The organism is Formosa agariphila KMM 3901 (assembly GCF_000723205.1).
In the GTDB taxonomy this organism is placed as follows: domain Bacteria; phylum Bacteroidota; class Bacteroidia; order Flavobacteriales; family Flavobacteriaceae; genus Formosa; species Formosa agariphila.
In genome coordinates, this window is the sequence record NZ_HG315671.1 from 11,953 (window position 1) to 34,659 (window position 22,707).

The following is a 22,707-nucleotide window of genomic DNA, read 5'->3' on the forward strand; positions in this document are numbered from 1 at the left end:
AATGAGTAATAAAATTAACACAAGTATGTCATTGGCTAATCCCGATGCTTTAAATATAACGAACAAGCAAAAAATAGGACTCGCCATTGGTGTTATTGGTTTATTTATAATGGTCTTAGCACTTCTTAATACCGACTTTCCAAATAAAGCTTTGTTTCTTACACTTTCATTAGTCGCTATATTTGGAGGGGTAATAATGTATTCTAGAGAAGCTTATCTTAATAAGTTAGAAGGGATAAAAAACGATGGTGTTTGGTTTAAATCTATTTCGTCTCGTGGTATTTTAGGATGGATACTTGGTGTGGTTTTAACAACGTTTTACATTGTTTTATATTTCTTTCCGAAGTATTTAGGATTAGGAACAGACGGCGAAGCAAACACAGGTTTAATAGCGCTTTTCGATCCTTTAAGTCATTTGTTAAGCGGAAGAGATGCTAGCCAATGGTTTGTTTATGGAGTGCTTTATACAGTCGCTATATTAGCGTTTGGATATAAGTTCTTATTAAAATACAGACATAACCGTTATCAGCAATTACGTACAGGGTCGGTTATGTTTTTTCAATTGGGTTTTGCCTTTTTGATACCAGAATTTATGTATGTTATGAATAACGATTTACCATATTACGATCTTAAAAGTATATGGCCACTTAACTACTATATTTTTGACGAATGGTCTGTAAACGGATTTCTTTCAGCAGGAAATATAGGGGTAGCATTATTAATATTTGGGCTATTATCCATCTTTGTAATTACGCCTATTTTAACCTACAAATACGGTAAACGTTGGTATTGTTCTTGGGTTTGTGGTTGTGGAGGTTTAGCCGAAACTGCTGGTGATTCGTTCAGACAATTATCATCCAAAAAAATGTATGCTTGGAAGATTGAGCGTTGGTTAATTCATACGGTTTTAGTCTTTTCTGTGGTAATGACGGTAGCCATGGTGTATTCATATTTAGGCTACGATAAAAATGATTTCTGGTTAACAAGAGATGTGTTTATCTCGTTAGTCATTGGGTTATTAACAGTGGTATTTGTTGGTGTTATGTACTTTAAAAGACATGAATTTGGTAAAGATGCCAAAATGGGAGCTATTGGTTACGCCGTAGTTATCGCGTTATTATTAATCATGCACTTTACGGGAACAACAGAACACTTGTTTTTTATAAAAGCAGGTAGTTTACGAGCAGCTTATGGTTTATACATTGGTTCTATTTTCTCTGGAGTTATTGGGACAGGATTTTATCCTATTTTAGGAAACCGTTCTTGGTGTCGTTTTGGTTGTCCGATGGCTGCTATTTTAGGATTTCAACAGCGTTTATTTTCTAAGTTTAGAATTACAACCAATGGTGGACAATGTATTTCTTGTGGAAACTGTTCTACATATTGCGAAATGGGTATAGACGTGAGAGCCTATGCGCAAAAAGGAGAAAATATTGTAAGATCTAGTTGTGTGGGTTGTGGTATATGTTCTGCAGTTTGTCCAAGAGGTGTTTTAAAATTAGAAAACGATTCAATGGAAGGTCGTATCAATCCGAATGAAATCTTATTAGGAAATGATGTAGACTTAATGGATTTATTAAATAATAAGAAAAACTAGTACTATAAATAATTATAATTATCAGTGTTTTTTTAGTGAACAAGTACATGTCACATACAGAAAAAAAACACTGGTAATTTATATGTTAATCTTCTTTATCTTTCTTTGTTAAAGGTTCCTTTTCTATTTTAATAAAGTAGTGAAACGGATTACTTAAAAAGTCTTTAAATATATTGAAGATTATTTTAGGAAGCAGACTGAAGTTAACACCTCTAGATCGTAAAGCGAGATACAAGGTTATAGAAAAACTAACGATAAAATTTACCAAACCAATTAGTAAAGCTCCAATAACGGCCAGTAGAATGGTATTCCGACTAAAATCGTAATTCATAATAGAATATCCCAAGTTAGCCGAACTAAAAGCGACGTGTCTAATATCTATTTTAAAAGGTAAAATATAACTTAATAAAAATGTCGAGCCAAGAAAAAATCCAAGGCTGATGTTCCCGAACATGGTTCCCCATTTTTTATCTATAAATGTTGCTAATTTGTCATTTCTTAATAAAAAACGGTTGTTTCGAATACGATGAGATATTTTTGAAGCAATCACTTTATTATCTACAAATCCTGAAATTAAACCAGAAAGAGCTAGGAAGAACCCCGCAATAGCGGCAAAGAAAACCAGTTGTGGTGTTGGTACAATATTATAAATTAGATATTCTGGTTTAACGACTTCTGCCATATCTGTTGTACTGAATAATTGTATTAAAAACATAAAAATACAGGCCGATAATATGGCCATAAGAAAGTTCCCCATAACCGATATAAACTGGCTCCTAAACACTTTTCTTACAATTATGGTAATACTTTTTATTGAATCGTATTTAAGCGTACCTTCTCTATCTATGTTTTTGGCGAGAGTAGTTGCCGTCATTGCGGGTTGTTTTGTGGCTATAATACCGCCCAATTGATTTACAATTATAAAACACAATGCATAATTTATACTAAAGAGTAAAGCATTGGTAATGTCTGAAAATCCGTAAGTATAAATAATGGGTTTAAAGAGTGCAAAAATTGCAATTATACCTCCTCCAAATAAAGAGCGGTAAAAGAATTTCCAATATTCTTTAGTTGTTTCAGCAATGTATTTTTCTCCTTTGTTAGAGGTGTGTTCAACAATTTCTATAGCAACTAAATCGGCGTGCCTGCTTAGGTAACGCCTAATACTATCTTTATGTTTAGCGTATTCAATGTATTCAGAAAATATATTTTCCCAATGCATTTTTGAAGAAATATTCAATTTCAACTGTATTAATTCTTCAATCCGCTTTGTGTACTCTAAAATTCTTCGTGTTGTCAATGTAAGATGAAAGTTTGCTCCAATCTTACTTTTGTTTTTTCTTAAATCGATTACTAGCAGTTGTATGGCTTTAAGAGAATTAAAAAGCTGTGAAATTTCTTCTTCATCAAACTCAGATAATTTATTTACTTTATTAAGTAAAATTTCAAATGGTTTAGAATTTAATTCAATGAAATTATATTTTGCTTTAATGTTACTATCTAAGCCAAAAGCAATCACTTTAGTACATAGTGCTTTAATACTTAAATCTAATTGTCTAGAAATATCACTATCGGATATGGTACTAAAATCCATTTGCGATATTAAGTCTGGAATCGATTCATCGGTTTTAAGCAAAAGGTATTCTACAGTGTCTGTGTCTGGAATACTTGGCAGTATTTTTCTATATATGCGTTTCAATATCCCTGAACTAAATCCATATTCTTCCATAAGGGAATACTTATTGAAAAATGAATAGAAATTTAAATGTTCTGGTTGCATATATGAGTTCTAGTTTGAATTAATTATCTAATTTAAATAATTGGCGGATTGTTAAACACACCAAACACTAATTTTATTACCTGATATAAATTAAATAATTTTAGTTCTTTTAAAGGCACTAGTTTTAGAGTTAATACATATATAAAATTAAGAAAATCGTTTAATTTTAAAGTGCTTAGATTTCAAGTTAATCATTTTATTATCTTTATTTATATGTTATATGAAATTAAAAAAAATGCAGTCAAGTATGGAAATTAAAGAAGGTGATAAGCATGCTTGGTTAAGGGTGTTGTTATTAATTATACCCTATTTTATAATTGTAGGATTATTTCAACTTATAGGTGGATTTATTTCTGGTGCGAACTTAATGAATGAAGAATTTAATTCGAATTCAATACAAGATTTAAGCATTGCATTTTTTGGGTTATTAGGGACTTTTTTCGTGATATGGATTTTTATGAAAAATATAGATCACGAACCTTTTATAAATCTTGGTTTTCAGACTAAAAACAGATTAAAAGATTTTGTGTTAGGTATAATTATCGGGCTAATAATTATGGTAATTGGGTATACAATTTTAGTGTATTCTGGAGAAATCCGCTTTGTAAATTTAAATTTCGATATCGAAGAATTAATTATTTCTATTCTTCTTTTTATAATAGTTTCTGTAACAGAAGAGATGTTTTTAAGAGGTTATGTCTTGAGAAATTTTATGTTATCATTTAATAAATATGTGGCCTTGTTTTTATCTTCTGTTTTGTTTGCGGCAATGCATGGATTTAATCCTAATATTGATTTTTTTGCGTTGTTAAACTTGTTCTTAGCTGGCATTTTATTAGGAATGTCTTATATCTACACCAAGAATTTATGGTTTCCTATTGGTTTACATTTTAGTTGGAATTTATTTCAAACGCTTTTAGGTTTTAATGTAAGTGGTCTAGATTCATATTCTATTGTCGAATTTAAAATAACGGCCCCTAATTTAATTAACGGAGGAATGTTTGGTTTCGAAGGGTCATATTTATCAATAGTTGCTCAACTTATAACAATAACTTGTATCGTGTTTTATTATAATAAAAAGCAGCAGAATAGAGCGACTCCACTTATTTAAGTACGTAATTTAGAACTAATATTTACTATCTTTTTATTAGTGAAGTACTAAATGATCTTCTTAAATTTATAATATGAATTTATTAAAAAACGCAAACTCAATATTCTGGGTTTGTACCATAATATTATTGTCCCAATTTAATCTTGCTTATAGTCAGAATAAAAAGATTATAGATAGTTTGTCTTATTATATTGAGACAGCATCCAATCCTCAAAATATAACTAATTTAAGTCGTGCTTATTTATATTTTGAGACACTTAAAAACGAAAGTTATAAAATACAAGACACCAGTAATGTGTTGTTAAGTTTGCAAAATTTATCTAAGATACAATATAGTTTAGGCGATTATTTTGGAAGTGAAAATTAGGTGGTAGAAGGTTTAAGTGTATTATCTATATACGATGAAGCAAAGTATTTAAATTTTAAATTAAGCTTTCTTAATGACCTTGGAAAGATATCATCTAAACGGTTAGATTACAATAATGCAATCCGGTATTACAATCTAGCTTCTGCTTTAGCAAAAGATCAAGAATACCTTAATATTATTCAAAATAATAAGGCATTGATTTATGTGAAGCAGAAAAAATTTGAGTTAGCTGAACAGGAGTTTAAGGCTGTATACGAAAATAGCTTAGGCCTAGATGATGAGTTTCAAACCAACAAGGCTTTAAATAATTTAGGATTTGTACAATCTAAATTAAACAAACCAGAGGGCTTAACTAATATGTTAAAAGCACTAGAGTTAAAGAAAGCTCTAAATAACTCTACGGGTTTATATTGGAGTTACTCTAATTTATCTGAATATTACAGCGAGCAGAAGGATCTTAAACAAGCTAAATATTATGCAGACAAAAGCTACGAGATGGCAAAACTAATTAATAGTCCAATATTAATAAAACAGGCCTTAGCAAAACTAATTGCAATTAATGGGGATGAATACGCGCAGGATTATTTAATTATTTCAGATAGTTTATCTGTAATTCAGCAATTACAAGAAAATAAGTATGCTAAAGTTAAATACGATTATTCTCAAAACGAGAAAGTCACTAAAGAAATGGAATTAATAACAGAGAGAGAAAAACGATGGAAAATTACATATTTATCTTTGGGTGTTATCCTTGTTTTAATGTCTGGTGTATTTAGTATTTTTCAGAAATTAAAATATGGTAAAGAACGAACGCAACAAGTTTATAGTACTGAGAAGCGTATTTCTAAAAAAATTCATGATGAAGTTGCCAACGATTTGCATTTAGTTTTAAATAAATTAGAGCTTGTGCCTAATATAAACGAAGGAATTATAGATGATTTAGATCGTATTTATATGCGTACTCGAGATATTTCTAAAGAAAACGGAAATTTAGATGTAAAAAGCGACTTCTATGAATTGTTAAATGATTTGTTACAAGGGTATAAAACTTCCGAAGTCAATATAATTACACGAACAGTTTCCGAAATTAATTGGGATAAAGTCGAATCGTATAAGAAAATCACCGTTTTTAGAGTAATTCAAGAGCTTTTAGTAAACATGAAAAAGCATAGTAACGCCTCGGTAGTCGCTTTTAAATTTAGTAGAGTTAAGAAGAAAATTGAAATTAATTACTCAGATAATGGAGTTGGTTGTGAAATAAATAAGGGTTCTGGACTTCAAAATATGGAAACCCGTATAAAATCTACAAATGGAACTATTAATTTTGACACGAAACCTAACAAGGGGTTTAAGGCTAAAATAATCATATAGGTATGTTTAAAAAAGTTTTAATAGTAGACGATTACGACATTGTAAACGAAGGAATCCTTCAAATGCTTAGTGACAACGATATTTTTGATGTAGAAAAATCGCAATACTGCGATTCTGCTTTACTTAAACTTAAAACGGCTAGACAAGATCATAATCCGTTCGATTTATTAATTACCGATTTATCTTTTAAAACAGATTATAAAGCAGGTGAACTTAAGTCTGGAGAAGAGCTTGTTGCGGCGGTTAGAGCAGACGAATTTAATATTCCAATAATTGTGTTTTCTACAGACGATCGGTTGCAGCGCGTTAGAACGCTGGTAAATAAATACAACATCAACGCATATGTGTGTAAAGGCCGTAGAAGTATTTTAGAGCTAGGACAAGCTATTGAAGAGATTCAAGAACATAAACTGTTTCTTTCTCCACAAGTAGAAAATGCTTTAAATCCGCAATCGTCTTTAGAAATTCAGGATTACGATATTAATCTTATAAAATATTTATCGCAAGGTTTATCACAAAATGAAATTAGTGCATTATTAGAAAAACAAGGCATTAAACCCAGAAGTTTAAGCTCGATAGAAAAACGTTTAAATAAATTAAAAGATGATTTTAAAGCCGCTAATGTGATACACTTAGTAGCAATTGTAAAAGATTTAGGTCTTATTTAAAATGTTTTGATTTAATTGTGGTTTCCCGTAAAACAAATAGGGTTAAAAAGTATAGCTTTGAAAAAGTTATCAATTACAAAAGGGAAAAAGAGTCATTTAGCACGTTGCAATCACCGGTGTTATCTGACTTTTTTTTGTGTTTTATACGAACTTGTTAACAAGCTAATGTTGAACGTTTTTCTGAACAAATATTAGGTTATATTTGCCGATGCCGTAAAATAGTTACAGCCTCCAATTTATTAATCTATAAATGTTTTATTATGAAAATATTTCAATGTAGTCATTGCGATTTCCCAGTTTTTTTTGAAAATACAATTTGCGAAAGTTGTGGGTCGGCTTTAGGGTATTTAGATTCTGAAAATGAAATATTAGCCAATAATACCGGGCATTTAAAGTGGAATGTTAAAGGTGTAGATTATATATACTGTAAGAATAAAAGCTTGCATGCTTGCAATTGGTTAATGCCTATAGACGATGAAAATGGGTTTTGTACATCTTGCGAATTAAATAGAACTATTCCAGATTTATCTGTGCCAGAATATAACGAACGTTGGCAAGTAATGGAAATTGCAAAGCATAGACTTATTTATGCTTTACAACGTCTTGATTTACCAGTAATTAGTAAATTTGATAATCCGGAAACGGGATTGTTTTTCGATTTCTTATCTAAAGAAGATGCTGAGGTTGATGGTAAAAAAATAATGACAGGACATGCAAATGGTGTGGTTACTATTCTTTTAGCAGAAGCAGATACTGTAAGCCGTGAACAAACCCGAATATCTTTAAATGAAAAATATCGGACTTTAATTGGACATTTTAGGCATGAAGTGGGTCACTATTATTGGGATAGAATTTTTCGAGATAACGATGAGTTTTTAGAAGATTTTAGAGCACTTTTTGGAGATGAAAGTCAAGACTACGGAGAAGCTTTGCAAGCACATTATAAGAATGGTGCTCCTAAAAATTGGAAAACAAATTTTATAAGTACTTATGCATCATCTCATCCGTGGGAAGATTGGGCAGAAACTTGGGCGCACTATCTACATATTTTAGATGCTATGGAAACGGCATTCTATTTTGGTTTAGAAGGGAATCCAAATTTTAATAATTCTGAGCATATGCGTATTAAAGCTATTTATCCGTATAAAGACGATTTGCCTTTTAAAACCATACTTAATGAAGTGTCTCCTTTATTCTATGTTGTAAATAGTATAAATAGATCTATGGGAATTACAGATGTTTATCCTTTCGTGATTTCAGATGTGGTAAAAACTAAGCTAGAATTCATTCATCAAATTTTGAAACGTTATAAAAATAAAATCAAATAGTCTGCGTTCTATATTTTTATTAGCTATGTATTGTTGGGTATTGCTTTATTGAATTTCTTTAGGTGTGTAAAAAAGTGTATCCTAAATGTTGTATAATTAGTATACAAGAAAATGTTAAGTGTGTAAAAAGTATACACTTATTTTTAGGGTAAAATTGTGTAAACCCTTGTTTTTATTGGTGTTGTGGTGGTGGCATGTCTATTGCTTATCTATTAGCGTCTATCAATTTATAAATTGGTAGATCTGTAAAAAAGATAGATAATTTAGTCATACATATAATATGAACACTATAACTTCAAACACATCACAACTTAATATTTCAGATATCGCTTTTAGCGGTTCTGATATCTTAAATAAGATGATTTTTAATAATCAATCTGTTCCTGGTAAAGATACAGTTCTTAAAAGCGTAATTACTTTTGTAGCAACTTTGCTATTAATGATGGTTGCAGCAAGCGGAATTTTTGCTTTTTACCAAGCTTTCAATGATATCTTATTAAACCCTTTATATAATCCTTTATTTTATGCTTTTTTTATATTGCTTAATAGCTGGTTAGCATTTAGCGGAGTAATTTATCTTTCTAAATTATATTTATATTTAAAAGACAAAACTAAGCAAGTTGTAGAAGATGAAAATTTACCATCGGTTACAGCTGTGGTAAGTGCTAATAACGAAGGGAAACACGTTTATAACACTTTAATTAGCCTTGCAAAAAGCGATTACCCAGAACACAAATTGCAAATTTTAGCAATAGGTAATACTAATAGTGATGATACTTGGAGTTGGATTCATGAAGCCAAAAACGATTTAGGAGATAGAGTTTCTATTTATCAATCTAAAGAAAAAGTAGAAAATCAAGATTTAAATGCAGTAATTAATAACGCTACAGGAAATGTTATTGTAAATGTGGGAATCGGGGCAGTTATTAATGAAGATACACTAAGAAACTTGATAATTAAAAATATTGTAAGTGGTAAAAAAATTACTACTGAAAATAATATTAAAATTATTAATAAAGATAACAATACAATTTCTAACTCAAATTTAAAAGGAGTAAATCTACTACAAAAAATAGTTATAAATACCAGTAAACGATTACATCTATATTTACTTAATATAGAAAAAAAGGCGAATAACGCTTTAGATTATTCTGCAAAAGTTCAGCTAAAGTAATAGCGCGAGATCAAGACATAAAAAACAAACAATTTTAATTAAAGCCTCCGGAACTAAAAGTTCTTGGAGGTTTTTTTATTATATGGGTTTTTACACTCAGTTAAACCAAGAAATTACTTAAACCTTTAAGTGAATTTTAAAATAACGCTGTTCAAATTTTAAACACGTTGTAAAGGGCTTGTTTTATTGAAGTTTTCAATCATTTTTATCTGATTGTCATTAAAAATAGGATTCATGTATAAATAATTTAAATTAAGAGATGTTTAAGCATAACTAAATAATTAGTCTAAAAATTTATAATTTCACATTTAAATGGATGTGATGGTTAACAATTACTAATAAATGCGTTTAGCTGTAGATGTTTAACATTCATTTTAATACAATGTTTTAAAAGTTATTTAACCAAACATATTTTTTAAGAAAGAATGTATCATTTAGGAATAGATTTAGGAAGTTCATCAGTCAAAGTAGCTTTAGTTGATGCTGAAAGTGGAAAAAAAATAATATCACTTCTTGAACCTCCAAACGAGATGGAGATAGTTGCTATTAATCCAGATTGGGCAGAGCAGGATCCAGAGATGTGGTGGATGCATGTTTGTAATGCTATAAAGCGTGTTATTGTAGAGGCTAATGTTAACCTTTCTGAAATAAAAAATATTGGTATTTCTTATCAAATGCATGGTTTAGTTATTGTAGATAAAGATGGAAACCCGTTAAGAAATTCAATTATATGGTGTGATAGCCGTGCTGTTGAAATAGGAAGACAAGCACTAACCGATTTAGGAAAAGATATTTGTGGGACGCACATGCTAAATGCTCCGGGCAATTTTACAGCTTCTAAACTAAAATGGGTTATAGATAACGAACCAGAAATCTATAAAAAGATTTATAAATTCATGCTGCCTGGCGATTATATCGCGTATAAACTTACAGGTAAAATGGCAACCACAAAAAACGGATTGTCTGAAGGTATTTTATGGGATTATAAAAAAGACGATGTTGCTACAGCGTTATTAGAATACTATGGTATCGATAAAAATCTAGTTCCAGAAATTGTCGAGAATTTTACAAGCCAAGGTGTTGTAAACGAGCAAGCTTCAAAAGAAACAGGGCTGCCCTTAGGTGTTCAGGTAACATACCGTTCTGGCGATCAGCCAAACAATGCTTTGTCACTTAATATTTTTAATCCGGGAGAAGTTGCTGCTACAGGTGGAACTTCAGGTGTTGTATATGCGGTTTCCAATAATTTAAAACCTCAAGAGATTTCAAAAGTAAATCATTTTGCACATGTTAATTACACTAAAGAAAAACCTATAATTGGAACTCTTTTAAATATTAACGGTGCCGGGATTCAATACCGTTGGTTACGAAATAATAGTGGTGTAGATTCTTATGAAAACATGAATCGCAAAGCGTCAAAAATTGAAGTGGGTTCTAATGGTGTTGTTGTTATTCCGTTTGGTAATGGTGCAGAACGTATGCTAGAGAATAAAAATGTCGGGACCCATATTTTAAATTTGAATTTAAATCTGCATAATAATGCACACCTATTTCGTGCGGCTTTAGAAGGTATTGCCTTTTCTTTTGTTTATGGAGTTGAAATTTTGAAAAAAGATATAGGAGAAATTAAAGTGATACGTGCAGGAAATGATAATCTATTCCGTTCAGAAATATTTGCAAATACAGTTGCAACCTTAATTGATCATGATATAGAAATATATAATACAACAGGAGCTGTTGGAGCTGCAAGAGCTGCCGGTTTAACAGATGGTAACTTTGATAAATTTGGGAAGAATATTACCAATAACGATCATGTAATGACGTATCTGCCTTTGCAAAATAAAGCACCGTATGAAGCAGCATACAAACAATGGAAAACAGAATTAGAAATGATATTAAAACACAAATAAATTATGGCAACATTAGGAAATAAGGAGTATTACAAAGGTATTGGTGATATAAAATTTGAAGGAAAAGAATCCGATAATCCGTTAGCATTTAAATATTATAATCCGGAACAAGTTGTAGCAGGAAAAACAATGCGTGAGCATTTTAGATTTGCTATTTCGTATTGGCATACATTCTGCGGAACAGGAGGAGATCCATTTGGACCAGGAACATTAAATTTTCCTTGGGACGAACCATCAGATGCAATTGAAGCAGCAAAAGCAAAAGCAGATGCCGCTTTTGAATTTATTACCAAAATGGGCTTCGATTACTACTGTTTTCACGATGTAGATTTAGTGAGAGAAGGGTCTACTTTTGGAGAGTTAGAAAGTAGATTGGCAACGATTACCGACTATTTAAAAGAAAAACAAGCCGCTTCAGGTGTAAAATTACTTTGGGGAACAGCAAACTGTTTTTCTAATCCGCGTTATATGAATGGCGCATCTACTAATCCAGATTTTAATGTACTTGCAAGAGCTGGTGGTCAGATAAAATTAGCTATAGACGCAACTATTGCTTTAGGTGGTGAAAATTATGTGTTCTGGGGTGGTCGTGAAGGTTATATGAGCTTATTAAACACAGATATGGGTCGTGAATTAGACCATATGGGACAGTTCTTAGGTATGGCTAGAGATTATGCAAGAGCACAAGGTTTTAAAGGAAACTTCTTTATCGAACCTAAACCAATGGAACCAATGAAACATCAATACGATTTTGATTCGGCTACAGCTATTGGATTCTTAAAAGAATATGGTTTAGATAAAGATTTTAAAATTAATATAGAAGTTAATCATGCAACTTTAGCACAACACACTTTCCAACATGAAATTGCTACAGCAGCAAAAGCAGGTATGTTAGGAAGTTTAGATGCAAACCGTGGAGATTACCAAAACGGTTGGGATACAGATCAGTTTCCAAATAATATTCAAGAGACTACAGAAGCCATGTTGGTGTTTTTAAAAGCAGGTGGTTTACAAGGTGGAGGTGTGAATTTCGATGCTAAAATCAGAAGAAATTCAACAGATATGGAAGATGTATTCCATGCGCATATTGGTGGAGCAGATACCTTCGCTAGAGCTTTATTAACAGCAGATAAAATTATTGCATCTTCGGCTTACGATGCATTAAGAACAGAGCGTTACAGTAGTTTCGATTCAGGAAAAGGCAAAGATTTTGAAAACGGAAAATTAAACTTTCAAGATTTATATATAATCGCTCAAGAAAATGGTGAATTAGAACTGCAAAGCGGTAAACAAGAACTGTTTGAAAATATAATCAATCAATATATTTAATATATTAGAATAAAATTTCAATACACCAAAACTGTATCGTTAATTCAACCAAATTGCGATACAGTTTTTTGCAATTTTCATTATCACTATTTTTTTTATAAACTAAACAAACTATAAAATTATGTCAGCTTCACACAATTCAGCCTTTTTATGGCGCTTAACTTTGGTCGCGACCTTAGGGGGATTACTTTTTGGGTACGATACTGCAGTCATTTCAGGCACAGTAAGTTCTTTAGAGCAGTTTTTTGTCATGCCCTACGGTTTGTCTGAAATGGCAGCAAATGCTCGATTAGGGTTTTTAGTTTCTAGCGCGTTAATTGGTTGTATAATTGGTGGGATTTCTGGTGGTTTTATTAGTAGAAAATTAGGTAGAAAAAACGGATTGATTTTAGCTGCTTTATTGTTTTTATTATCGGCTATAGGGTCTTCAGCTCCCGAATTATTTATGAGACCTGTAGGAGAGGGTGATCATACATTTATGTACTTTTTTATTGTTTACCGTATTATTGGTGGTGTTGGTGTTGGTCTGGCATCTATGCTTTCTCCTTTATATATTGCTGAAATTGCTCCCGCAGAAAGTAGAGGGCGTTTGGTATCTATGAATCAGTTTGCCATTGTATTCGGGATGTTAATTGTTTATTTTGTAAATTATTATATTTCTGGATTAGGAGATGATAATTGGTTAAATACAGTAGGTTGGCGTTATATGTTTGCTTCAGAAATTATTCCAGCAAGTTTGTTTTTATTCTTTTTAATGTTTGTTCCAGATACACCAAGATCTTTAGTATTGCAGTCTAAACCTGAAAAAGCATTAAGCGTATTAACGCGTGTAAATGGAGCCGAACAAGCAAAAGTTATTTTAGCTGATATTAAAAATACAGTTACAGCAAATTCAGGAAAACTGTTTTCTTATGGTGTGCCTGTAATTATATTTGGTATTCTACTATCTGTTTTTCAGCAATTTGTTGGAATAAATGTAGTGTTGTATTATGCTCCAGAAATTTTTAAAAGTATGGGGTCTGGGACAGATATTGCCTTAATGCAAACTATTATTGTAGGTGCTATAAATCTGTTATTTACGGTATTGGCTATGCAAACAGTAGATAAATTTGGAAGAAAACCATTAATGATTATAGGAGCAATAGCTATGGCTGTAGCTATGTTTGCTTTAGGAACTTCATTCTTTATGCATTCGTTAGGGCTATTCTCTCTAATTTGTATGTTAGTGTATGTTGCAGGATTTGCAATGAGTTGGGGACCTGTAACTTGGGTGTTGTTGTCGGAAATGTTTCCAAATAACATTCGTGGAAAAGCGCTAGCCGTAGCAGTAGCTTGCCAATGGATTGCGAATTATTTAGTGTCTTGGACGTTTCCTATGATGGATAAAAACAGCTATTTAATAGAGCAGTTTAATCACGGATTTGCATATTGGATTTATGGTTTAATGGGGGTTTTAGCCGCTTTCTTTGTGTGGAAATTTATTCCTGAAACAAAAGGTAAAACATTAGAAGAAATGAATGATTTATGGACTAAAAAGTAGTATAAATCCCTTTTTTATAAACAATTTAAAAAAGCACAAAATTAGTAGCTATTAGCTAATGATTTTGTGCTTTTTCGTTCTACTAAAGTCGTTTTAATTGTTTTGGTTTCAAAAACATCTTCAGTACCTAAAGGTTGTTCTATTTTCGAAATTAAAATTTCAGCAGCAGTTTTTCCCATAAACACACTATGCTGATTTATACAGGTAATTGAAGGTTTGGTATATTTAAAAAAATCGCTGCTTGTAAAACTTATTATAGAAATATCATCTGGAATGTTATAACCACGGTCTTGTGCTATTACCATCGATTCTACAGCCGAAAACTCTTCAAGTCCTATAATAGCATCTACATCTTGGTAATCTAACATGGTTTTAATTTCTGTTTCAAAATCATACCTTGGTTTTATAAGATTAATTATTTTTTTATTTACAGGAAGTTTATAGTCTTCTAAAGCCTTTAGGTAACCATTTATACGTAACTTAATAATTCCTACATTATCTAATGTAGAGACCACAGCAATATGTTTACAGCCTGTTTTTATTAAGTGTTCGGTGGCTTTGTAGGCACAATTAAAATCGTCTACAATAACTTTATCTGTGTTGATTGAATCTGAAACTCGATCAAACATAACAATTGGGCCAGCATTGTCAATAAAGGATTTTAGATGATTAAACTGTTGCTTAGCTTCGGTTTCTTCGCTTAGTGAAATGAGTAAGCCGTCTACTAACCCATTTTCTAGCATATGTATAGAAGCTATTTCTTTTTCTAATTTACTATGAGAAACTATTGCAATCACATTATAACCTTTGTCGTTAGCCACTTGTTCTATACCACTAAATGTTTTTACGAAAAAAGGATTTAATATGGAAGGCATGATAACACCTATAGTTTTGGTCTTTTTATTTAATAGACTCAAAGCAATACTATTAGGTCTGTAGTTGTGTGTGTATGCGTATTCTTGAATTTTTAATTTAGTAGCATTACTAATTTCATGACTATCTTTTAAAGCTTTAGATACGGTAGCTATGGATACATTAAAAGTGTTAGCAATTTGCTTTAATGTGATGCGTTGTTTCATAGTGTATTTAAATTTGTAAAATTGAAACTGTAAAGCGTGAGTCTTATTGTAAAAGTATAAAAATAGCCTACATCTTTAACGTTTTAATATTATTATAAAATAAGTCTTCGCTGAAAATATTGTAACGCAGGTGTTTAATTAAATTAATTTTAAAAAAGAGGCAAACGACTCATTCTTTAATAAAATCAAACATATCTAGTAAAATAGTAGTAAGATTAGTTGTTTAGGTAATTTTTTTTATATTAAATTTACAGCCGTATAAAAATTGAGATTAAAACCTATATTAGATTTTAATTTTTTATAAATTATTTTGGTTAAGTTACTTAGCCATTAAATAGAAGTGATGCCAAATAAAATAAAACTTTTTATATTTACTTTCTTATTAATAGGTGCCGTGTCTATTGCTCAAACTAATATTGATGCTCCAGACGGTCCTCCGTTACCAGGAGCTCCAAATCCTCCAGGACTTCCTATAGATGGTGGTTTAGTTATTCTTATGGCAGCTGGTGCATATTATGGGGTAAAAAAATCTATTAAGTAATCTTTCTTACTTAATATCGAATTCTAATAAACGCTTTACGTACTTTCCTAATACATCGAATTCTAAATTTACAGTATCTCCTATTTTAAAGTATTTAAAATTTGTGTGCTCAAAAGTATATGGGATAATCGCTACACTAAACTGATTGCGTTTAGAATCTACAACCGTTAAACTAGTTCCATTTACTGTAATAGACCCTTTTTCAATAGTGATATTTTTGAGGCTTTTATCATATTCAAAAGTAAATAACCAGCTTCCAGAAGTTTCTTTAATATCAATACACTCTGCCGTTTGGTCTACGTGCCCTTGTACAATATGTCCGTCTAACCGGTCTCCTAATAACATGGCGCGTTCTAAGTTTACTAGGTCGTTTGTTTTAAGTGTACTTAAATTTGTTTTGTTTAATGTTTCTTGAATTGCAGTAACCGTATAAGTGTTGTCTTTAATTTCTACAACTGTTAAACAAACACCGTTATGAGCTATACTTTGATCAATTTTTAATTCTGAAGCTAAAGCACTTTCTATGGTTACATGTAGATTATCTTGATCTGATTCTAGATTTGCAACACGACCTAAATTTTCTATTATTCCTGTAAACATATTAATTCATTTATTTGGTTAAATTTGTAGTTGTAAAATTACGAACAAAATAGTTATCAAGTTTAATGAAGAAAGAAGAAAATATTATAGTTGGAATTTCAATTGGAGACTTGAATGGTATTGGAGGAGAGATTGTTTTAAAAACTTTCGAAGACCCAAGAATTCTAGAGTTTTGTACACCAGTGATTTTCGCTTCAGTTAAAGTGATGTCATTTTATAAGAATCACTTTAAAATGGATATAAACTTTAACGGAATAAATCAGATAAATCAATTGGTTATTGGTAAGGTTAATGTTTTAAATTGTTGGAAGGAAAATGTGTCTATTAACTTTGGAAAGGAAGATTTTAAAATTGGTGAATATGCTATTAAATCTTTAGAGTTGGCTACCGAAGCTTTAAAAACAGGAGGAGTAGATTTGTTAGTAACAGCACCTATTAATAAACATAATATTCAGTCAGAAAAATTTAAATTCCCTGGACATACAGATTATTTAGCACAAGAATTGGAAGGAGAAAGTTTAATGTTTATGATTACTGACACTTTAAAAGTCGGACTTTTAACTGATCATGTTCCAGTTAGTGAAATTGCAAACCATATTACTCCTGAATTAATCGAGAAGAAAATTAATACTGTTTACAAATCGTTACAACAAGATTTTCAAATTTCTAAACCAAAAATTGCTGTTTTAGGTATTAATCCGCATACAGGAGATAATGGGGTTATTGGTACTGAAGATGATGTTGTTTTACGTCCAACTTTAAATAAAATTAAAGAAAGTGGGAAGCTGGTATTTGGGCCATATGCAGCAGATAGCTTTTTTGGATCTAATAATTATAAGAATTTCGATGCTATAATTGCATCATATCACGATCAAGGATTAATTCCGTTTAAAACCTTATCATTTGGTGAAGGTGTAAATTACACTGCGGGTTTAAATAAGGTAAGAACATCACCTGATCATGGTACAGCTTTTGAAATAGCAGGAAAAGGTATTGCAAATGAGTCTTCATTTAAAGAAGCCTTATATTCTGGAATTCAGATTTATAAGCACCGTTTGGAATACGATAAACTAGTAAAAAGAGTGTAAAATATTAAATAAAAAAGATATAAACAAAAAAATGTTTATAAGTAAGCTTGTGTAAAATAAAAATTCATATATTTGCAGGCTCAAATTAGATATAGAAATGAAGCTGTTGAAAGAATTTACAATTCAATTCGTTGGATTAAAATTAGGAAAACATCAATTCGAATATCAAATTGGACAAGAGTTCTTTACACATTTTGGGTATGAAGATTTTAATGATGCTAACATTCAAGTAAATGTGCTTTTCGAAAAAAAGACCACCTTATTAGAATTGCATTTTGAAATTTCGGGAATTGTAAATGTCTATTGTGATGTCACAAATGAACCTTACGATCAACCTATTCAAAATGAATTTGATTTGGTAGTGAATTTTGGTGACGAGTATAATGACGAAGAAATTGACTTACTAGTTATTCCTCATGGGGAATACGAGTTAAATATACAACAGTATATTTACGAACTAATAGTATTGGCAATTCCAACAAAACGTGTTCATCCAGGAATTGAAGATGGAACGTTAAAGTCAGAGATACTCGATAAGTTAGAAGAATTAAGTCCTAAAATAAAGGAAGAAAAAAAAGACCAGGAGGAGTCAGACCCTCGTTGGAATACATTAAAGCAACTATTAACGGATAATAAATAAATAGAAAATGGCACATCCTAAAAGAAAAATCTCGAAAACAAGAAGAGATAAAAGAAGAACACATTATAAAGCAACTGCGCCACAAATTGCTACTTGTCCTACAACAGGAGAAGCTCACTTATATCACAGAGCTCACTGGCATGAAGGTAAATTATACTACAGAGGTCAAGTATTAATTGACAACTCAGAGGTAGAGGAAAATCTAGCATAAGTATTATGCACGCATATAAAAAAACGCTCCATTTGTGAGCGTTTTTTTTGTCATATAGTTTTCTATAAGTCAAAAACAACTTAATTTGCATCTAATTAAACTAAAAATTAAGTAATTTGGCCGTAAAATTGATGTTTCAGGTCTAATTATCTAAGTTTTGGTTCAATAATTTATACGTTATGAGTAAAATAACAGCGGCTATTACGGCTGTAGGAGCATATGTGCCAGAGCACGTTTTAACTAATAAGATGTTAGAGTCTATGGTTGAAACAAATGATGAATGGATTACCTCAAGAACAGGTATTAAAGAACGTCGTATTTTAAAGGAAGTTGGAAAAGGAACTTCTTTTCTAGCAATAAATGCAGCTCAAGACCTAATAGACAAATCTGGAGTAGATCCAAAGGAAATCGATTTAGTAATTGTAGCGACAGCGACACCAGACATGAAAGCCGCTGCAACAGCATCTTTTACTGCAACAGCAATTGGAGCCGTAAATGCATTTGCTTACGATTTAGAAGCAGCATGTTCAAGCTTTCTATTTGGAATGTCAACAGCGTCTAGTTACATTGAATCTGGACGTTATAAAAAAATATTACTTATTGGAGCAGATAAAAATTCTTCAATGATTAATTATAAAGACCGTGCAACATGTATTATTTTTGGTGATGGTGCCGGTGCAGTGTTATTCGAACCTAATGAAGAAGGTTTCGGGTTACACGACGAGTATTTAAGAAGCGATGGTAGTGGTAGAGATTTTCTACAAGCTACATATGGCGGATCATCTTTTCCTATTACTCCAGAAGCAGTAGCAGAAGGAAAGCACTTTGTGTTTCAAGATGGAAAAACAGTATTTAAGAATGCAGTATCTAATATGGCAGATGTTGCCGTAAAAATATTAGAACGAAATAATTTGACTAAAGACGAAATTTCTTGGCTAGTAGCACACCAAGCAAATAAGCGTATTATTGATGCTACAGCTAATAGAATAGATTTAGATTCGAAAAAAGTAATGACTAATATAGAAAAGTATGGTAACACCACTTCTGCTACATTACCATTATTGCTTAACGATTATGAAAAACAACTTAAAAAAGGCGATAAATTAGTTTTTGCAGCTTTTGGAGGTGGTTTTACATGGGGATCTATTTATTTAACTTGGGCATACAACTCTTAATTGACTAGTAATAACTTATTTAAAATCTAATTTATTATGGATTTAAAAGACATTCAAAATTTAATCAAATTCGTTGCCAAATCTGGAGCAAGCGAGGTTAAATTAGAAACAGACGATGTAAAGATTACCATTAAAACAGGTGGTGACGATAAAGGTGAAACTACTACTTATGTACAACAAATACCTGTAGGCGCACCCGTGGCTCAGGCTCCTGTTGCACAACCTGTAGCAACAGCCGCTCCTGAAGCTGCAGCAGCGCCAGCTGTCGCAGACCCAGATTCAAAATACATTACTATTAAATCTCCAATCATTGGAACGTTATATAGAAAACCCTCTCCAGACAAACCACTGTTTGTAGAAGTTGGACAAACTATAAACGAAGGCGATGTACTTTGTATTATTGAAGCAATGAAACTTTTTAACGAAATTGAATCAGAGGTATCTGGTAAAATTGTTAAAGTTCTTGTAGACGATGCGTCACCAGTAGAATTTGATCAACCGTTATTTTTGGTAGATCCATCATAACAAATTTTAAAATTCCAAAACAAATCCCAATAGACTTGGAATTTGGAATTTGAGATTTTTAAATTGTACATGTTATGTTTAAAAAAATACTAATAGCCAATAGAGGAGAAATAGCACTACGTGTTATTAGAACCTGTAAAGAAATGGGAATTAAAACGGTTGCAGTGTATTCTACAGCCGATGCAGAAAGTTTGCATGTAAAATTTGCAGACGAGGCCGTGTGTATTGGCCCAGCACCAAGTAGTGAATCCTATTTAAAAATGTCTAATATAATTGCAGCTGCAGAAATTACAAATGCAGATGCTATTCACCCAGGATACGGGTTTCTTTCAGAAAATGCTAAATTTTCTAAAATATGCGAGGAACACGATATTAAATTCATTGGGGCGTCTGCCGAGATGATTTCTAAAATGGGTGATAAAGCTACTGCAAAAGAAACCATGAAAGCTGCCGGTGTACCATGTGTGCCAGGAAGTGATGGTATTATAGAAGACTTTGAAACTTGTCAAAAAATAGCTCTAGAAACCGGATATCCTGTAATGCTTAAAGCAACAGCAGGTGGTGGTGGTAAAGGAATGCGTGCCATTTGGAAAGAAGAAGACTTAAAAGACGGGTGGGATTCTGCACGTCAAGAAGCTAAAGCTGCCTTCGGAAATGATGGTATGTATATGGAGAAACTTATAGAAGAACCTCGCCATATCGAGATTCAAATCGTAGGAGATTCTACCGGAAGAGCTTGTCATTTATCAGAACGTGATTGTTCTATTCAGCGTCGTCACCAAAAACTAACAGAAGAGGTGCCTTCGCCGTTTATGACTAAGAAATTACGAGACGAAATGGGTAAAGCAGCTGTTCAGGCAGCAGAATATATAAAGTATGAAGGTGTAGGAACTATCGAATTTTTGGTAGACAAACACCGTAAATTCTACTTTATGGAAATGAATACGCGTATTCAAGTAGAGCACCCAATTACAGAGCAAGTTATAGACTTCGACTTAGTAAGAGAGCAAATTATTGTTGCTGCTGGAGTGCCTATTACTGGTAAAAACTACACCCCTAACTTACATTCTATCGAATGTCGTATTAATGCTGAAGATCCTTACAACGGATTCCGTCCGTCGCCAGGTTTAATTACAACATTACATGCGCCAGGTGGTCATGGTGTGCGTCTAGATACGCATGTTTATGCAGGATATAGTATTCCACCAAATTACGATTCTATGATTGCAAAGTTAATTACAACAGCGCAAACTCGTGAAGAAGCCATCAGTAAAATGAAACGTGCTTTAGACGAATTCGTAATAGAAGGTATAAAGACAACAATTCCGTTCCATAGACAGTTAATGGATCACCCAGATTATATTGCTGGGAACTATACCACAAAATTTATGGAAGATTTCGTAATGGAAAAACCTCCAAAAGAAGATTAAAACAAAGCAACTCCGGAATTTATTTCGGAGTTTTTTTATGGTGTTACTTTTGCAAAAAAGCAAAAGTCAGGCTATCCACTATATCTTTTATTTTTAAAAAAATAAAAGGATGCCGTTTCTATCCTTAACACAAAAAGTGTCTTTCAATAGGTAAAAATTAACATCATAGTTTACATCAAAACTCTTCTTGTAAACATTAATCTTATATCTAATTAGTTGCTTCAATCACTTTAGTATTATAATGATATTTATGTAAATAAATGGTTTTATAATTCAAGGATGTTCAAAAAAAGGTGCCATTTAACACCCTTTTTTCCCGTTAGACTAATTTTTAGGTATTTAAACTAGTTTTCTTTTAGTGAAGTAGTAGCGCAGTATATATTTGTATCACCATAACATAAGTAGGTTAAGTTCATGGTAGATTTGGGGCAAAAAGGTGAACTTAACAGTTCACCTTTTTCATTTTAAAATGGTTTCTAAAAAAAATCGGACTATAAATTAATATAGCCCGATTTCAATATAAAATTTAAAACGTTTTATTTTGCTTCAGCATAACGACGTTCTACTTCATTCCAGTTAATTACATCAAAAAATGCATTAATATAATCTGGTCTTCTATTTTGGTAGTTTAAGTAGTAAGCGTGTTCCCAAACATCTAATCCTAAAATAGGAGTTCCGTCACAATTAACACCTGGCATTAATGGATTGTCTTGGTTTGGTGTAGAACATACAGAAACTTTACCTCCTTTATGTACACATAACCAAGCCCAACCAGAACCAAACTGTGTTGCAGCAGCATTACTAAAAGCTTCTTTAAAAGCATCAACAGATTCGAAAGCCTCTTCAATAGCTGCTTTTAAATCTCCAGATAAACGACCTTTACCTTCAGGGTTCATTATTTCCCAAAATAAAGAGTGGTTATAAAATCCACCACCGTTATTTCTAACTGCTCCATTGCTCATGTCTAAACTAGTAAGAATGTCTTCAATAGATTTTCCTTCTAATTCAGTACCCTCAATAGCGCCGTTTAATTTGGTAGTATATCCTTGGTGATGTTTAGTATGATGTATTTCCATTGTACGAGCATCGATGTTTGGTTCTAATGCATCGTAAGCATATTGTAATTTCGGTAATTCGAAAGCCATAATATTGTGTTTTTTAAGATTAATAAAAATTTCTTCCTCAAATTTAAGGATAATACGTGTCAATTAAAAATAATTAATTGTTATCAAACCATTGATAG

21 protein-coding genes are annotated in these 22,707 nt (G+C 31.8%); 17 read left to right on the forward strand and 4 right to left on the reverse strand.

The window, feature by feature from the left end:
- The first annotated feature begins 1 nt into the window (after position 1).
- A complete protein-coding gene (locus BN863_RS00050) occupies positions 2 to 1,597 on the forward strand; it encodes a 4Fe-4S binding protein (RefSeq protein WP_038525912.1) in 1,596 nt (531 codons plus the stop codon).
- 85 nt (positions 1,598 to 1,682) lie between these two features.
- Here the strand turns inward: BN863_RS00050 and BN863_RS00055 are convergent, their stop codons facing one another.
- Complete coding sequence (locus BN863_RS00055) at positions 1,683 to 3,377, reverse strand: hypothetical protein (protein ID WP_084817433.1); 1,695 nt, start codon at positions 3,375 to 3,377, stop codon at positions 1,683 to 1,685.
- A gap of 220 nt (positions 3,378 to 3,597) precedes the next feature.
- Between BN863_RS00055 and BN863_RS00060 the strand changes: the two genes are divergently transcribed.
- From BN863_RS00060 to xylE, 9 genes are all read left to right on the forward strand, one after another.
- Entirely contained in the window at positions 3,598 to 4,488 is an 891-nt protein-coding gene (locus BN863_RS00060) for a CPBP family intramembrane glutamic endopeptidase (RefSeq protein WP_242404052.1), read from the forward strand.
- Positions 4,489 to 4,561: 73 nt separating this feature from the next.
- Entirely contained in the window at positions 4,562 to 4,855 is a 294-nt protein-coding gene (locus BN863_RS00065) for a hypothetical protein (protein WP_038525917.1), read from the forward strand.
- Positions 4,856 to 6,226, forward strand: a complete 1,371-nt coding sequence (locus BN863_RS00070) for a tetratricopeptide repeat-containing sensor histidine kinase (protein WP_038525920.1) — start codon at positions 4,856 to 4,858, stop codon at positions 6,224 to 6,226.
- A 2-nt stretch (positions 6,227 to 6,228) separates the two neighbouring features.
- On the forward strand, positions 6,229 to 6,894 hold the full coding sequence (locus BN863_RS00075) for a response regulator (protein ID WP_038525923.1): 666 nt from the start codon (positions 6,229 to 6,231) through the stop codon (positions 6,892 to 6,894).
- Between the two features lie 260 nt (positions 6,895 to 7,154).
- A complete protein-coding gene (locus tag BN863_RS00080; protein ID WP_038525926.1) occupies positions 7,155 to 8,222 on the forward strand; it encodes a zinc-binding metallopeptidase family protein in 1,068 nt (355 codons plus the stop codon).
- Between the two features lie 280 nt (positions 8,223 to 8,502).
- The gene (locus BN863_RS17870) at positions 8,503 to 9,396 is read left to right on the forward strand and encodes a glycosyltransferase (protein WP_051774397.1); all 894 of its coding nucleotides are present in this window, start codon (positions 8,503 to 8,505) and stop codon (positions 9,394 to 9,396) included.
- A gap of 425 nt (positions 9,397 to 9,821) precedes the next feature.
- Complete coding sequence (locus BN863_RS00090) at positions 9,822 to 11,306, forward strand: xylulokinase (RefSeq protein ID WP_038525929.1); 1,485 nt, start codon at positions 9,822 to 9,824, stop codon at positions 11,304 to 11,306.
- Between the two features lie 3 nt (positions 11,307 to 11,309).
- Complete coding sequence (gene xylA / locus BN863_RS00095) at positions 11,310 to 12,635, forward strand: xylose isomerase (protein WP_038525931.1); 1,326 nt, start codon at positions 11,310 to 11,312, stop codon at positions 12,633 to 12,635.
- Positions 12,636 to 12,756: 121 nt separating this feature from the next.
- Positions 12,757 to 14,175, forward strand: coding sequence for a D-xylose transporter XylE (gene xylE, locus BN863_RS00100; RefSeq protein WP_038525934.1), 1,419 nt, complete (start codon positions 12,757 to 12,759; stop codon positions 14,173 to 14,175).
- 41 nt (positions 14,176 to 14,216) lie between these two features.
- Here xylE and BN863_RS00105 read toward each other — a convergent pair whose 3' ends face one another.
- Positions 14,217 to 15,254 (reverse strand): LacI family DNA-binding transcriptional regulator, encoded by a 1,038-nt coding sequence (locus tag BN863_RS00105; RefSeq protein WP_038525937.1) that lies wholly within the window; start codon positions 15,252 to 15,254, stop codon positions 14,217 to 14,219.
- Between the two features lie 343 nt (positions 15,255 to 15,597).
- Here BN863_RS00105 and BN863_RS00110 point away from each other — a divergent pair, with 343 nt between their 5' ends.
- Positions 15,598 to 15,795: a PID-CTERM protein-sorting domain-containing protein gene (locus tag BN863_RS00110; protein WP_038525940.1), complete on the forward strand. Its 198-nt coding sequence runs from the start codon at positions 15,598 to 15,600 to the stop codon at positions 15,793 to 15,795.
- A 6-nt stretch (positions 15,796 to 15,801) separates the two neighbouring features.
- Here BN863_RS00110 and BN863_RS00115 read toward each other — a convergent pair whose 3' ends face one another.
- Positions 15,802 to 16,395: a riboflavin synthase gene (locus BN863_RS00115; RefSeq protein WP_038525943.1), complete on the reverse strand. Its 594-nt coding sequence runs from the start codon at positions 16,393 to 16,395 to the stop codon at positions 15,802 to 15,804.
- Between the two features lie 65 nt (positions 16,396 to 16,460).
- On the opposite strand from BN863_RS00115, the gene pdxA reads away from it, so the two are divergent.
- The 6 genes from pdxA (at position 16,461) to accC (ending at position 21,464) form a co-directional block, all read left to right on the forward strand.
- Positions 16,461 to 17,483 (forward strand): 4-hydroxythreonine-4-phosphate dehydrogenase PdxA, encoded by a 1,023-nt coding sequence (gene pdxA, locus BN863_RS00120; RefSeq protein ID WP_038525946.1) that lies wholly within the window; start codon positions 16,461 to 16,463, stop codon positions 17,481 to 17,483.
- Between the two features lie 97 nt (positions 17,484 to 17,580).
- Positions 17,581 to 18,123 carry a YceD family protein gene (locus BN863_RS00125; protein ID WP_038525950.1) on the forward strand — a complete coding sequence of 181 codons (543 nt, stop codon included), beginning with the start codon at positions 17,581 to 17,583 and terminating at the stop codon, positions 18,121 to 18,123.
- A gap of 7 nt (positions 18,124 to 18,130) precedes the next feature.
- Positions 18,131 to 18,334 carry a 50S ribosomal protein L32 gene (gene rpmF, locus BN863_RS00130; protein WP_007647175.1) on the forward strand — a complete coding sequence of 68 codons (204 nt, stop codon included), beginning with the start codon at positions 18,131 to 18,133 and terminating at the stop codon, positions 18,332 to 18,334.
- Positions 18,335 to 18,513: 179 nt separating this feature from the next.
- Positions 18,514 to 19,509: a beta-ketoacyl-ACP synthase III gene (locus BN863_RS00135; protein WP_038525956.1), complete on the forward strand. Its 996-nt coding sequence runs from the start codon at positions 18,514 to 18,516 to the stop codon at positions 19,507 to 19,509.
- Between the two features lie 36 nt (positions 19,510 to 19,545).
- Entirely contained in the window at positions 19,546 to 20,034 is a 489-nt protein-coding gene (gene accB, locus BN863_RS00140; RefSeq protein WP_038525959.1) for an acetyl-CoA carboxylase biotin carboxyl carrier protein, read from the forward strand.
- A gap of 74 nt (positions 20,035 to 20,108) precedes the next feature.
- Complete coding sequence (gene accC / locus BN863_RS00145; RefSeq protein WP_038525963.1) at positions 20,109 to 21,464, forward strand: acetyl-CoA carboxylase biotin carboxylase subunit; 1,356 nt, start codon at positions 20,109 to 20,111, stop codon at positions 21,462 to 21,464.
- A gap of 536 nt (positions 21,465 to 22,000) precedes the next feature.
- Here accC and BN863_RS00150 read toward each other — a convergent pair.
- Positions 22,001 to 22,609, reverse strand: coding sequence for a superoxide dismutase (locus BN863_RS00150; protein ID WP_038532941.1), 609 nt, complete (start codon positions 22,607 to 22,609; stop codon positions 22,001 to 22,003).
- Positions 22,610 to 22,707 lie beyond the last annotated feature (98 nt).

What these genes read in the sequence shown, in the direction of transcription:
- BN863_RS00050 (WP_038525912.1), top strand. Translation starts at nt 2, where the DNA reads ATGAGTAATAAAATTAACACAAGTATGTCATTGGCTAATCCCGATGCT.
- BN863_RS00055 (WP_084817433.1), bottom strand. Translation starts at nt 3,377, where the DNA reads ATGCAACCAGAACATTTAAATTTCTATTCATTTTTCAATAAGTATTCC.
- BN863_RS00060 (WP_242404052.1), top strand. Translation starts at nt 3,598, where the DNA reads ATGAAATTAAAAAAAATGCAGTCAAGTATGGAAATTAAAGAAGGTGAT.
- BN863_RS00065 (WP_038525917.1), top strand. Translation starts at nt 4,562, where the DNA reads ATGAATTTATTAAAAAACGCAAACTCAATATTCTGGGTTTGTACCATA.
- BN863_RS00075 (WP_038525923.1), top strand. Translation starts at nt 6,229, where the DNA reads ATGTTTAAAAAAGTTTTAATAGTAGACGATTACGACATTGTAAACGAA.
- BN863_RS00080 (WP_038525926.1), top strand. Translation starts at nt 7,155, where the DNA reads ATGAAAATATTTCAATGTAGTCATTGCGATTTCCCAGTTTTTTTTGAA.
- BN863_RS17870 (WP_051774397.1), top strand. Translation starts at nt 8,503, where the DNA reads ATGAACACTATAACTTCAAACACATCACAACTTAATATTTCAGATATC.
- BN863_RS00090 (WP_038525929.1), top strand. Translation starts at nt 9,822, where the DNA reads ATGTATCATTTAGGAATAGATTTAGGAAGTTCATCAGTCAAAGTAGCT.
- xylA (WP_038525931.1), top strand. Translation starts at nt 11,310, where the DNA reads ATGGCAACATTAGGAAATAAGGAGTATTACAAAGGTATTGGTGATATA.
- xylE (WP_038525934.1), top strand. Translation starts at nt 12,757, where the DNA reads ATGTCAGCTTCACACAATTCAGCCTTTTTATGGCGCTTAACTTTGGTC.
- BN863_RS00105 (WP_038525937.1), bottom strand. Translation starts at nt 15,254, where the DNA reads ATGAAACAACGCATCACATTAAAGCAAATTGCTAACACTTTTAATGTA.
- BN863_RS00110 (WP_038525940.1), top strand. Translation starts at nt 15,598, where the DNA reads ATGCCAAATAAAATAAAACTTTTTATATTTACTTTCTTATTAATAGGT.
- BN863_RS00115 (WP_038525943.1), bottom strand. Translation starts at nt 16,395, where the DNA reads ATGTTTACAGGAATAATAGAAAATTTAGGTCGTGTTGCAAATCTAGAA.
- pdxA (WP_038525946.1), top strand. Translation starts at nt 16,461, where the DNA reads ATGAAGAAAGAAGAAAATATTATAGTTGGAATTTCAATTGGAGACTTG.
- BN863_RS00125 (WP_038525950.1), top strand. Translation starts at nt 17,581, where the DNA reads ATGAAGCTGTTGAAAGAATTTACAATTCAATTCGTTGGATTAAAATTA.
- rpmF (WP_007647175.1), top strand. Translation starts at nt 18,131, where the DNA reads ATGGCACATCCTAAAAGAAAAATCTCGAAAACAAGAAGAGATAAAAGA.
- BN863_RS00135 (WP_038525956.1), top strand. Translation starts at nt 18,514, where the DNA reads ATGAGTAAAATAACAGCGGCTATTACGGCTGTAGGAGCATATGTGCCA.
- accB (WP_038525959.1), top strand. Translation starts at nt 19,546, where the DNA reads ATGGATTTAAAAGACATTCAAAATTTAATCAAATTCGTTGCCAAATCT.
- accC (WP_038525963.1), top strand. Translation starts at nt 20,109, where the DNA reads ATGTTTAAAAAAATACTAATAGCCAATAGAGGAGAAATAGCACTACGT.
- BN863_RS00150 (WP_038532941.1), bottom strand. Translation starts at nt 22,609, where the DNA reads ATGGCTTTCGAATTACCGAAATTACAATATGCTTACGATGCATTAGAA.